The sequence below is a fragment of the Mucilaginibacter metallidurans genome (assembly GCF_003286435.2).
Taxonomy (GTDB): domain Bacteria; phylum Bacteroidota; class Bacteroidia; order Sphingobacteriales; family Sphingobacteriaceae; genus Mucilaginibacter; species Mucilaginibacter gossypii.
Map to the genome: position 1 here is coordinate 3,874,814 of NZ_CP043449.1, position 11,798 is coordinate 3,886,611.

At 39.0% G+C, this 11,798-nt stretch carries 11 protein-coding genes; all 11 read left to right on the forward strand.

The genetic code is table 11. The annotated features are described in order from the left end of the window. Positions 1 to 16: 16 nt before the first annotated feature. Entirely contained in the window at positions 17 to 565 is a 549-nt protein-coding gene (locus DIU38_RS16750; protein WP_112652659.1) for a hypothetical protein, read from the forward strand. 225 nt (positions 566 to 790) lie between these two features. Next, entirely contained in the window at positions 791 to 1,510 is a 720-nt protein-coding gene (locus DIU38_RS16755) for a DUF6088 family protein (RefSeq protein ID WP_112652658.1), read from the forward strand. Position 1,511: 1 nt separating this feature from the next. Beyond that, entirely contained in the window at positions 1,512 to 2,492 is a 981-nt protein-coding gene (locus DIU38_RS16760) for a nucleotidyl transferase AbiEii/AbiGii toxin family protein (protein ID WP_112652657.1), read from the forward strand. A gap of 16 nt (positions 2,493 to 2,508) precedes the next feature. Continuing rightward, positions 2,509 to 2,763, forward strand: a complete 255-nt coding sequence (locus tag DIU38_RS16765) for a hypothetical protein (RefSeq protein WP_146750469.1) — start codon at positions 2,509 to 2,511, stop codon at positions 2,761 to 2,763. 145 nt (positions 2,764 to 2,908) lie between these two features. Further along, positions 2,909 to 4,024: a GTPase-associated system all-helical protein GASH gene (locus DIU38_RS16770; RefSeq protein WP_112652655.1), complete on the forward strand. Its 1,116-nt coding sequence runs from the start codon at positions 2,909 to 2,911 to the stop codon at positions 4,022 to 4,024. Positions 4,025 to 4,028: 4 nt separating this feature from the next. After that, positions 4,029 to 4,991, forward strand: coding sequence for a TRAFAC clade GTPase domain-containing protein (locus DIU38_RS16775; RefSeq protein ID WP_112652654.1), 963 nt, complete (start codon positions 4,029 to 4,031; stop codon positions 4,989 to 4,991). Continuing rightward, positions 4,984 to 5,805 carry a TRAFAC clade GTPase domain-containing protein gene (locus tag DIU38_RS16780; RefSeq protein ID WP_112652653.1) on the forward strand — a complete coding sequence of 274 codons (822 nt, stop codon included), beginning with the start codon at positions 4,984 to 4,986 and terminating at the stop codon, positions 5,803 to 5,805. Before DIU38_RS16775 ends, DIU38_RS16780 begins: the two co-directional genes overlap by 8 nt. Beyond that, positions 5,802 to 8,342, forward strand: a complete 2,541-nt coding sequence (locus tag DIU38_RS16785) for a GAP1-N1 domain-containing protein (protein WP_112652652.1) — start codon at positions 5,802 to 5,804, stop codon at positions 8,340 to 8,342. Before DIU38_RS16780 ends, DIU38_RS16785 begins: the two co-directional genes overlap by 4 nt. Positions 8,343 to 8,352: 10 nt before the next feature. After that, complete coding sequence (locus tag DIU38_RS16790; RefSeq protein WP_167516211.1) at positions 8,353 to 9,387, forward strand: trypsin-like peptidase domain-containing protein; 1,035 nt, start codon at positions 8,353 to 8,355, stop codon at positions 9,385 to 9,387. Continuing rightward, positions 9,377 to 10,324, forward strand: a complete 948-nt coding sequence (locus tag DIU38_RS16795; RefSeq protein WP_112652650.1) for a DNA/RNA non-specific endonuclease — start codon at positions 9,377 to 9,379, stop codon at positions 10,322 to 10,324. The genes DIU38_RS16790 and DIU38_RS16795 overlap by 11 nt, the downstream gene beginning before the upstream one ends. 444 nt (positions 10,325 to 10,768) lie before the next feature. Beyond that, positions 10,769 to 11,797, forward strand: a complete 1,029-nt coding sequence (locus tag DIU38_RS16800) for a LacI family DNA-binding transcriptional regulator (protein ID WP_112652649.1) — start codon at positions 10,769 to 10,771, stop codon at positions 11,795 to 11,797. Position 11,798 lies beyond the last annotated feature (1 nt).

Below are 11,798 nucleotides of genomic sequence, written 5' to 3' on the forward strand. Positions count from 1 at the left end.
CGGTGATATTGAGGTCATGATGGCCTCTGCCGTAAAAACGCAACAGGCCATTGATGACTGGAAGAAAAAGGGTGGCCGCGATGTCACCGTGATGATGAGCATCAATATGATGTTTGAGTTTTACGGCAAAACAAAAACACCCTACGAAATTGACCTGTTAAGAGGGTTCCTAAGCATTAAGAGTATAATCGGGAATAAGGAGCTGGTTGGTACGACCAAGGATTACATTTTAACACGTATGACCGGCGCGCGCAAAAAAGACCTCCTGCCCCAAATGCTCAAAAAGGCGGGTATCAAAGCCATGTATGATACCTACAGCAAGCGTTATCAGATGGATAAGCTGCTGAGCGAATTATTGGCGCGAGGCTTTATTACCGGTAAACTCGCGCATAATCGCCGTATCTATGTGTCAACCCACTTCAAAACAACGGAACTTCCGGAGGCCGTGCATCAATTGTTACTCAGGAATAATACCAAGATAAAAAGGGACCGAAATACGGCGATTGAACAAGATGCGCGTGCAAAGTTAAAAGCCCTTATTAAAGCAAGCGCAACAGCATCTTAATAAGGGAATCATTAGCTCCGCATTACTACATCATTATGTCAACAGATACTCGGCTGCTTTAATAATATCATTAATAATTTTGTATTAATAATATCTTTATAAAATACAAAATAGAGTACAGGCATTTATCAATACCTGATAATTATTAAATATGTCAAGTATTCTGTGCGGTTTACTTGACATTTGAAAATTAAAAAGTAACTTTATCTGCGAGAATTTTAAAAAATGAAAGTAGCCGAAAAAATTGCAGACAAGATTGCCGGGATGCCCGACGGCAGTACCTTCGGCTACCGGGAGCTGCCGATAGAGCGCGAGGAATACACCGCCGCTACGAAAGCTATCGAACGCCTAGTCAAAAACGGCCTGATAACGCGTGCATCAACCGGGCTATTTTACAAACCTAAACGCTCTGCTTTCGGCATACTGAAACCCGATGAACAGGAATTGCTGAAGCCCTATTTATTTTCAGCCGGGAAAAGGATCGCCTATATTACCGGGACGCTGTTGTATAACCGGATGGGGCTGACCACACAGGTGCCCAAGAACATTAAAATAGCAACCCGCGATAAACGGCTGGAGTTGACACTGGGTAACCGGAAAGTGACGTCCATCAAAAGTTACGCAGATATCGACGATGATAATTACCGTTACCTCGAATACCTCGACGCCATCAAAGACTTAAAAACAATTCCGGATATCAACAAGGAAGCTGCCATCAGGCTGTTGAAAGACGGTATCGGTAAACTCGAAGACCGGGCGCTTCTTAAAAGGCTTGCCTTGCAATACCCACCACGCGTAAGGGCCTTGGCAGGGGCTTTAATGGAGCTTATTAGCCCCAAGGAAGATCTTAATGCACTGCGCAAGAGCCTCAACCCTCTCAGTACTTTTGAGTTCGGGCTGAACAATAACATATTACCTAACAACATCACTTGGAACATCGCCTGAAATGACTTTACACAACAACCCGGAACTGTTTAAAGACGCGATCACGGCGACCGCTCAGCAAATGAAAATTGCCGAGATTTATGTCGAAAAAGATTATTGGGTGACCCTCGCTTTGAAAACGGTGTTTCAATCCGACCTTGCCCACGACGCTGTTTTTAAAGGCGGGACAGCACTATCAAAATGTTACCGAATAATAGAACGCTTTTCCGAAGATATTGATATTGTTGTAATACGTAGACAAGATGACACAAACGGCATGCTGAGTAAAAAAATTCGTGATATTACACAATTGGTGGGTACAGTGATACCGGAAGTACAGATTGAGGGGGTTACAACTAAGTTTGGAATGAACCGAAAAACAGCCCATGCTTATACTAAAGGTGTATTCGCCGGCGAATATGGGCAAGTTCGTGAACACATCATTGTGGAAGCCACTTGGCTGGGCAATTTCGAACCTTATACTACGGCTGAAGTAAACAGTTTTATTGCCTACATGATGGAACGCACTGGACAAAAGGCCTTGATCAGAGAATATGAATTACAAGGCTTCACTGTCAGAGTGCTGACCAAAGAGCGTACTCTATGTGAAAAAATCATGAGCCTTGTCCGGTTTTCTTATTCAGATGAACCTTACGAAGATCTGGCGAAAAAAATCAGGCATATCTATGATATAAATATGTTATTAAAAGATGCCACCGTCGCCGCTTTTTTTGTTTCCGCGGAGTTCGATAACTTATTAAATATGGTCGGTAAGGACGATATATTGACCTATAAAAATAACAATGGATGGTTGACTAATCCTCCAAACGAAGCATTAATCTTTGCAAATCCTGAAAAAACCTGGGCTGCAATTCTCCAACCATACAGAACGACATTTCGCGAACTGGTAACTGGAGAGTTGCCGGAGGAAAAGGAATTGATAAATACACTACAAAGGGTTTCAAATAGGTTAAATTCGGTATCTTGGAATATAAATTCCTAACCAACAACTATTTATAATGACAACGATAACGATGCCTTTTACCGGGAACATCAACCAACTATTAGCATATGGTAAAAATGCGGCTAAAGATTACCAGGGAACATTTGTAGGGGATACAAATAAAGGCCAATTTGCATTTAATGCACTTGGTGGCGACTTTATTGGAGAATATAAAGTTGTGAGCAACGCTATCGAAATTACGTTTTTTAAAAAGCCATTTTTGATACCAAAAATAGCAATTGAAAATTTTTTAATAATGCATATTAAGTAGCAAGAGTTTCGAAGCTATTTCGTTTTTCTTAACTATAAATTATTAACAATTAGGATGTTATTCCTTGTTTGTTTGGAAAATGGTACTGACTCTCCTAACTTAGTAGATTCATTATCAATTTAAAGACTTAAACAATATCACCATCATGCTGCAAACTTTTCTCAAAAACAATTTGATAACTCTTACTGATGACCAACAATTAGAGAAATTAAAGAAATCATCTCAAGAGTTGGTAAAACGTATTAAAAAAGAAAAGTCCCGTATTTACAGCTTTGCGCTTGCTGGTATCGACCCTAATATCCCGGCTGAAAATAATGAGATAGCGGAAGTAAAGGAAATATTTGAAAGAACATGGCCTACTTATGCTGCTATTACCAGGGATACCCCAATCCCTTTTATACGCGCAGTGATATTAAACGCACTCGTTGAACTAGCTGCCGACATGGCAATAGCAAATTTGATTTATCTCTCAACAAAAGATGTTGTCAAACATTTAACGTTTTCGCCTGTCGAAGAAGTAACTATTAAAGTATTTTTATCGGATATTGCACAAAAAATCACAATTGCAGCATATGAAAAATTCAGAATTCGTCATGCAATTAATAATACCTTAATCAGCACTGAAGGCGTAAAACGACCAATTGTTGATGAGGCAATAACCAAAAAAGTGCTGGAAGGGGATTATGGCGATGGAACCTTACCTACTTTTATCCCAAAAGTTGTTAAGAGTTATACCGCAGCCATAAATAAGGCGCATTTGGATACCCAGAACAACTTGGAGATGGTATCGGGCTCCATCAATGCTTTAGGACTAAAAACAGAATTAATATGGTGGAAAACTACAGCGTATTCGCCGATGCTGAAAAGCCCGTATGATGTAATTGCTTCTCCGGTGCTTGAAATTGCACTTGCTGCGGACTTTGCAACCTTTGTCCCTGCTATATTCCCTGAAAGCGTTGATTACTTTTTGAGCGCGACAGTCGAGGAAATTGCTGGAAATGATGACGTTACTTTAACCTCTTTTTTAAATTCTTTAAACAGCAATGCTGATGCATTGAGTGGCATATTGAAAGAACAGAGTAATGCAGAAGGCAGAATATCACTTCTAGACTTTGTTTCAGGTTTAGTTCATAAGAAGTACGAACTAAAGGATCTAAAAACTAAAGTCGGAGTTGATGAAGACCTAAAGCTTAAGCCGGGATCGCTAACAACCTGGTTGTTTCATGACTTCTTATGTAATGTAATCTTAACATCGAAATAACATTATGGCAAAATGCTCAAACAAGGATTGTGCGGCGCATAAGACATTGATGTGCCATAATGGAGATCCTGATTATCAAAAGTGCCCATATTGGCTTGCCACTAATAACCCGAAAAGTAGAAACAACACTAAAACTCCAAAAGCTTTCAAAAAAGCACTTAATTGGACTGGAGATCCACTCTCTTTTGAAGAGATTAACTCAGTTGTTGGCCGGAATTCTGCATTTACAATAGGAATTGCAGGGCGTGCTGGTGCGGGTAAGACAACGTTTTTGGCAATGGTGTTTACATTATTGCAAAAAGGATACGCATTAGACGGCTTTGACTTCGCAGGTTCCGAAACATTAATCGGTTGGGATTACCTGTATGACCGGCTAAAAGTTTATCAAACACAAGTCTCGTTCCCCGACCCTACGCCTTTGGAATATTGCCGTTTTTTTCATCTTGCCCTGAGAGATGAAAAAGGAGTACTAAAAGATGTTTTAATTAGTGATGCTTCAGGTGAAGTATTCACTATTTGGGCAACTGATCGGGATCATGTGAATGCAGGAAATGCCCGTCTAATTTATCAAACTTCATCCGCCTTTATTTTATTTATTGACTGTAATGACCTGATTGCCAGGAAAGGCCGCGCCAAAGCAGATATCATAAAGATAGCGGAGATGCTGAAATACAACTTGAGGGACCGTCCTGTGATAGCGGTTTGGTCAAAATCTGATAAAAAATCAGAGGTACATGAAAGCATTCTTTCCTCTTTGGAAGAAGAACTTTTGATGATGTTCAATAATTTCCATCAGCTTGATATAAGTAACTTTTCATCAAGTCAGCCAGATCCTCTTGTTCATGCGAATAATCTTAAAGTGATTGATTGGCTATCAAAACAGATTCCAAGGCCAATTGAGTTAGTATCGGCGACAGTGTCGCACTCGGAAAAAGATCACTTCTTAAACTTTAAAAGCCATGAATAACCCTATATTATTAATTGGCAAGCCTGGATCATCCAAAACTGTCTTTCTATCTCAGTTATACCTTCGCCTTCAAAAGCAAAAAAGCACATTGAAATTATATGATCAGGTACCGAATTTATCCCTGATTATTGACGCGTTAAATGAGCTGGCAGACGGAAAAGAGCCTACGCCAACTCATTCAGAACAGAGCCTTGACTTTATGCTGCCCATTCAATCAGATGGCCAGCGATTTGATCTTATTTGTCCGGAATATGGTGGCGAACAAGTCAATCAAATAATTATAAATCGCGAACTAGACAATCGTTGGAAGACGGCGGTTAGCAATAGCAATAATTGGTTATTTTTCATACGACTTAGCGAGATCAACAAGGCAGAAGATATTGCTGACATTACCCCGAATGCCAATAATGTGACCCCAATCCCGCGGGATGAAGACCATATCCTTTCGGACCAGGTTTTTTATATCGAATTGCTGCAGATCTTGTTATTTTATAAATTTAATGACTACCACTTTAAAAATGCTAAGGTTCGCCTAACGGTTGCACTGACGTGTTGGGATGAACTGCAAACCAAGGACAAGCCTGAAGATTATTTAAAAAAAGAGCTCCCATTATTACATTCTTTCATAAACGCAAACTGGGAGACTAACAATTGGAGCATTTTAGGTTTATCAGCACAGCAATTCAGGCTGACAGATAAAGCTAGCCAGGATAAATATGCAATTGAAGGTCCAGAAAAATTTGGTTTCCTGATAGATAAAGATGGCAATCGAACAGATGATATAACCCAATTAATTGTTAATGCGGTCCTGTGAAAATCTTAATACATCAGTCACTTTGTGGGGAAAAAGGCGGCGCTTGGGATCTTTTGAAAACTACCATAAAAGATCAAAAGATAGCCCAGGCAATCGCTTTTAAAACTGACTTACATGATACTGCCAGCGGCAAATCCTGGGGCCCTGCGGTGCGTGGATTTTGTTATGATGAATACTTTTTAGTTATAAAATCTTTCGTTGACCCCTCAACAACTGTCCGGCCTGGAAGAGCTTTTTCCCATGTGTTGATTCTGGAAAAAAAAAATCTATCTCATGTTGACAACTTAACACCTCTCTTCGATTTACTTCCCAATGAAGTAAATAAAAACGCTACGATTGAGACAATTACGATTGACATCTCAAAAGTAAAAAAGCGCCCTCAAAACGTAGATTTACCTGAACCGTTTTTTGGACGGTTCAAAAAGGTGATTACCGGGTATGTCAATTATTCGGAGTGGTTTAACACCATTGTCTGGGTTGGTGAAAATGATTACAACAAAGCAGTTGCTGAACTATGGGAAAGACTTACGGACGAAGAAAAAGAAAAATTCAATTTTGATATTTATTTTAACGCGAATGCGGTACCGAAATCAACATTAAACTTAATTAACGTTCCTGAAAAAACAGTTTCGAAATTCCAAAATTCCGGGTTCATGGTGGTGGGGGAACATGATTCTGCGGTACTCTCATCAATATCTGAGCAAATACTTGTTGGCCATAAAGAATCACATACGCTGATCAATAACTTTGCGGAGGCTATTGGCGCAGACGTTTTCCCGAGAAGTGAATGGGATACTGTGAGTATAGTGCTGAGCACATTTGAAAATTATAAGCAGGAAACAGATTTTAAAAAGCTTTCCACTTTAAGTCACATTATCGCTTCGTATTCTCCATCGCCTAAAAAGGGAGCCGCCTTTAAGGAAGCGTTTGTAAAGCATCTCGCTAAGTTAATAGACAACTCTGATTATCAAGATTTTGGAATTCTTCAAAATTTCAAAACTGAATCATTTGCAAAAAGTGTATATATTTTTGGCGAAAGCATTGCTAAGTGGCTTAAAAAAAGATTGTTCCAGTTAAATGCAGCTACGATCGAATCACTAAAGATAATTGAGCTTCTAAAAGGAACGAAAAACAAAGATTGGTTGTCCCAATCGGTCGATGAATCATTGAAGGCGTTTTTTCATTCTCCAGGAATGTTGAAGGCTCAAATATTTTATGAGTGGCTATCCATAAATCCTAAACTGCTGGAGTTACTGCAATTAATGTTAATCAATATTAAAGAAGAAGATTTTATTCAGGCATTACCCCTTAATCTCAAGCAACAATTAGTTGATGCGTTAAAAATTTATGCAGCTAAAACCGGATTATTAGTTTTCTACGCTCATTTGTTGATTAAGGACAAAGGGATCGAAGAGGCACTAACCGAGCTATTAGCAATCGATAAAAACCAGAATTCAACAAGAGGTCTTGAGGTCATTCTCGCAAAAACAGAAGGTGAAACGGCGGTGAATTGTGCTGTAAATTTGAAAGATCGACGTTTGATTCTTATCGCGGGGAAATATTGCCGGGCTACTCCTGCGTTGCTCAGTAAAATAGATGTCAGCAATACCGGTTGGCAGGATATATGGGCGGAGTCAATACGCTTGGGAAATAGCGTTGAAAAGGGCATAAAAAAATTCAATTTGGTGTTGGATCAGCTTTTCACCTTATTGATAAACGGGGAAAAAGTAAAAGTTGAGTTGATCTCTTCAATTGCAAATAGTAAATACGGAAATATTCTGTACTACGACAGGCGTAATGAATTATGGGGCAAATTAGATGATAAAAACAGATCACAATTCCTTAAAGAAACATCTGCCTATCTATTAAGTGAACTGAGCAATGGAAAGAATATCAATGTTCCAAACGACTCCATATTATCAAATTATATTTTCGATTATGCTATTAGCGATTTTCTATATTTTAATAAGGACAAGATCAAGCCCGTCATACCCATTTTCAAAAAATTTACAAATATCCCGAATCACTATTTAGAAGAGTATTTAAAGCAATTTAGAGGCATTCTTGGCGGAAACGAAGCTAAACAGTTGGGTAAACTTATCTACCAACGTAAGAGCGGGTCATCTGCACATTTAGTCTACAATCGTTCCTCAAAAAATAATAGCTGGTCAATAGCACTAAAGGAATGTTACGATTTATTATCACTTGTTGACAAAGGAAAAATTTTCTTATCTGGCCTCATTCCTAAAGTCAAGATTGGCAAAGAACAATGGTGGACCAATACTGAAGAACTTTTATGTAACTATTACCCTAACCCAGTCAGTTTGACGAGGGTTTGGGAAAGAGCGGGTGGGCATGAAAGTGATTTGGTTCTGGGAGTGCCTGCAAGGGAAACATGGGCAAAAGCCATCAAAAAACTTAAAAATAAAGAGTTTAAGAAAATCTCGATGAACTCCCTTATGAAAGAAGTAAACGATGAGTTTAGCTATGTAGATGATTTTAATTTCTTATTTAAAATTCGTAAGGATTATATATAGCAATAAAACTATGGCTTGGAATACGCGCCTTTCACAGTTAAATGACGCATTAGCGGATCTTGCTTACTCGCACGAGGCAATTGTCCGGCTGGCGCAGGAAGCTGGCTTACAGCCGAGCAAAATCAATTTCTCAGGCAATGCTATGGAGATATGGCACAGTGTTATCTCTGAATTAGATAAAAGGAACAAAACTGCTGACCTTTTCGCCGTCGCACAAAAACATTTTGCGGAAAATCCATTTTTAATGGCCGCTATTGGAAGCGAGCACATTGATTATTCCATTGCTCCGCAGCTGGACGATATCTCAACTTGGAAGAATCCAGATTATGCAGAGTTAGAGGTTCTAACGATGGAAAAGACGACATTGCTACCCATCACATTTTTAGAACTAGGAATGAGGAAAGCAATTTCAGTAGCAAAGGTCGAAGTAAAAATAGGCTCAAGTACTAATGTCGGTACTGGATTCCTGGCGAAGTTCCCGGCTAACGATAAGGTATTTTTCGTCACCAATTATCATGTTATTTCAGAAAAAACCAAAATCCCTTACACGAAAATTATATTTAATTATGAGGATGATTTGGAGGGTGGCATTAAACATACCGAAGTCTTTAAGATCAATGCAGAAGGTATTTGGATCACCTCGCCGATACATGAATTTGACGTCTCTATATTTGAAATTTCAGATGAAAAACTAACGCTAAAAAATTATGGCTTTATTGAACTTTATAATGTTGAGGCGCCAAAAAATGAATTTGTGAATATCATTCAACATCCGGGCGGTCAATCGAAACAATTAGCACTTTATCATAATATAATTACGTCTTCTTCGCAAAGAACGATTCAATATCTAACAGATACATTAAAAGGCTCTTCGGGTGCTCCAGTATTTAATTCGGCATGGGATATCGTCGCTGTACACCATAGCGGAGGAATATTAAAAAAAGACGAAGCGCCATTACCATTTGGCTTTAAATCAAGAAATGAAGGAATTAGGATTGATGCTATCATTGGTTACTTTGATAAAATGATTACTAATGGAAAATGACAATTTATATAATGGTTTTGACCCTTTATTTTTAGCAAGTGAGGAGACTGAGCATTTTATAAACATGCCAGCGTTAAGCACCTTAAAACTGGGCGATAAGCTAATAACAGATACCTTTGAAAGTGGTGTAATACCTTATTTTAATTACTCTCTTATATTATCTAAAAGTAGAAAACTGGCTTATTTTACCGCTTCCAACATAGACGGATCGCTTTTCAAGAAAGTTCCGAGAAAAGACAGTTGGAGGTTAGATCCGAGGCTCAAAGGTGCACAATGGGGATACGAACTATACTCTACCGATAATTCAAAATTTGATCGCGGACATCTCACGAAACGGGAGGATGTTCAATGGGGCGAAACAGTAGGACTAGCTTTCAAGGCCGCAGATTCAACTTTTTATTATTCTAATTCTGTACCTCAACACAAAGATTTAAACAGGGATGTGTGGCGAAGTTTAGAAGACTACATCCTTCATGCAGAAACGACAAAATGCAAACTTCGCATAACAGTATTTACTGGTCCTGTATTATTAGAAAATGACCCCTACTTAAGATCTCCCGTAAATGGTGAAAGTGTAAGAGTACCTACATTTTTTTGGAAGATCGTGTATTTTGTAAAAGATGACGGCCAATTGTACAGAGTTGGATTTCTAATGAGCCAAATTAGCTTACTACAAAACGATGAAGTTGTTGAGGAATTGGAATCAGACAACTCCCAGGAAGCGTTGTTTTTAGAATTTAAGCAGGCCGGTACTTATCAGGTTAATATTTCAACGATAGAGGAGTTAGCTGAATTAAGTTTTGAAAGTGCAATAGAACCATTTAAGGACATTCGGCCAAAAGAATTGATATTTAAGGAAATAGATATCGATCCGGATTTGGAAAGTGATTCGTTGGAACAAACCTTGGGGTTTAGAATAGATAACATCTGTTTGTAACGATTAAAGAAGTCCTAAGATTGTAGGATCTTTATTGAATGCCGCAAATTGTCAATTAGTTGTGCCCCCTAAAAACCACATCCAATCAAAGGTCAAAATTGATTAATTATTTTGATTTGATTTATTTCAGAATAAACTGTATATTAGCGTATTAACGTTCTGAAACAGCATCAAATTGATCTAAAACATTCGGTATACTTTTCGGTATACGTCTAAAATTTGATTGACATAACATACTGATAATAAGGGTTTTATCTATATAGAATTTCGAGTCCCAGCGGGATCACGAAAGGCACAAGAAATTGTGCCTTTTCTCATTTAAACCGTACCCAATATTGTTTTAACATATAGACGCCCTTCTTGCGTTCAGGTTGAGTCGCGTCGAAACTACTGAACATCTTTTTCGTTATATTGCTCCACAATTAAGCACAACCAATACTAAAAATGACCGGCGGTAATAAGAACGATAAGGTGAATATGAAAACGCTTGCGAAAGAGCTTAACCTTTCAACCGCAACTATATCCAAAGCGCTTCGCGATAGCTATGATATAAGTCCTGAAACCAAACTGAGGGTAATGGAAGCCGCCAGGCGTTTAAATTACGTACCTAACGCTTATGCCAGCAGTCTCCGCAAACAAAGCAGCAATACTATAGCCATCATTATACCCGAAATTGCCGACAGCTTTTTTAGCCAGGCCATTAACGGAATTGAAAGTATTGTCGCGCCAAAAAAATACCATGCGCTGATCTACCTTTCCCATGACAGTTATGAACGGGAAGCATCCATGTTTAACGACCTGGCCAGCGGACGCGTTGATGGCCTCATTATGTCGGTAGCAAGCAGCACCCAGGATACCGGACATATTAAAACATTACAGGAAACAGGCATCCCCATAGTTTTTTTTGACAGGGTTTGCGAGGATATTACTGCGGATAAAATAGTAACCGACGACTATAATAGCGCTTACAACGCAGCCACACACTTGTTGCAAGCCGGATGTAAAAACATCTCACTGGTTACCATCAGCGGCTATCCTTCTATTTTAACCGCCCGGGAACAAGGATATCGCAACGCTTTAACTGAAAATGGGTTTGTAGTTAAAGATGCAGGAATAGTAACCTGCTCCAACAAATATACCGACGAAAATGTAAATATAATCAAAGCGCATTTGACGACCGTTAAACCAGATGGTATCATAGCTACAGTTGAGCAGTTGGCTACCGCAACTTATCTGGCTTGCGATGAACTGAAACTACAGATCCCTCGTGATGTAAAAGTTGTTTGCTTTACCAATCAAATTACCGCGGCCATACTTAATCCATCGCTTACTACTATTTTACAACCTGCGTATGATATGGGGAAGCAGGCAGCGGAAATCCTTTTCGGCCGTCTGTCCGGGCGGCTTAATGAAGCCAAGCAGGAACTGATAATGCCATCACAATTAATAGCAAGGGCATCAACAGCCCGTTAGA

Coding starts and splice junctions, on each gene's coding strand:
- DIU38_RS16750 (WP_112652659.1), top strand. CDS start 17: ATGATGGCCTCTGCCGTAAAAACGCAACAGGCCATTGATGACTGGAAG.
- DIU38_RS16760 (WP_112652657.1), top strand. CDS start 1,512: ATGACTTTACACAACAACCCGGAACTGTTTAAAGACGCGATCACGGCG.
- DIU38_RS16775 (WP_112652654.1), top strand. CDS start 4,029: ATGGCAAAATGCTCAAACAAGGATTGTGCGGCGCATAAGACATTGATG.
- DIU38_RS16795 (WP_112652650.1), top strand. CDS start 9,377: ATGGAAAATGACAATTTATATAATGGTTTTGACCCTTTATTTTTAGCA.
- DIU38_RS16765 (WP_146750469.1), top strand. CDS start 2,509: ATGACAACGATAACGATGCCTTTTACCGGGAACATCAACCAACTATTA.
- DIU38_RS16770 (WP_112652655.1), top strand. CDS start 2,909: ATGCTGCAAACTTTTCTCAAAAACAATTTGATAACTCTTACTGATGAC.
- DIU38_RS16755 (WP_112652658.1), top strand. CDS start 791: ATGAAAGTAGCCGAAAAAATTGCAGACAAGATTGCCGGGATGCCCGAC.
- DIU38_RS16780 (WP_112652653.1), top strand. CDS start 4,984: ATGAATAACCCTATATTATTAATTGGCAAGCCTGGATCATCCAAAACT.
- DIU38_RS16790 (WP_167516211.1), top strand. CDS start 8,353: ATGGCTTGGAATACGCGCCTTTCACAGTTAAATGACGCATTAGCGGAT.
- DIU38_RS16800 (WP_112652649.1), top strand. CDS start 10,769: ATGACCGGCGGTAATAAGAACGATAAGGTGAATATGAAAACGCTTGCG.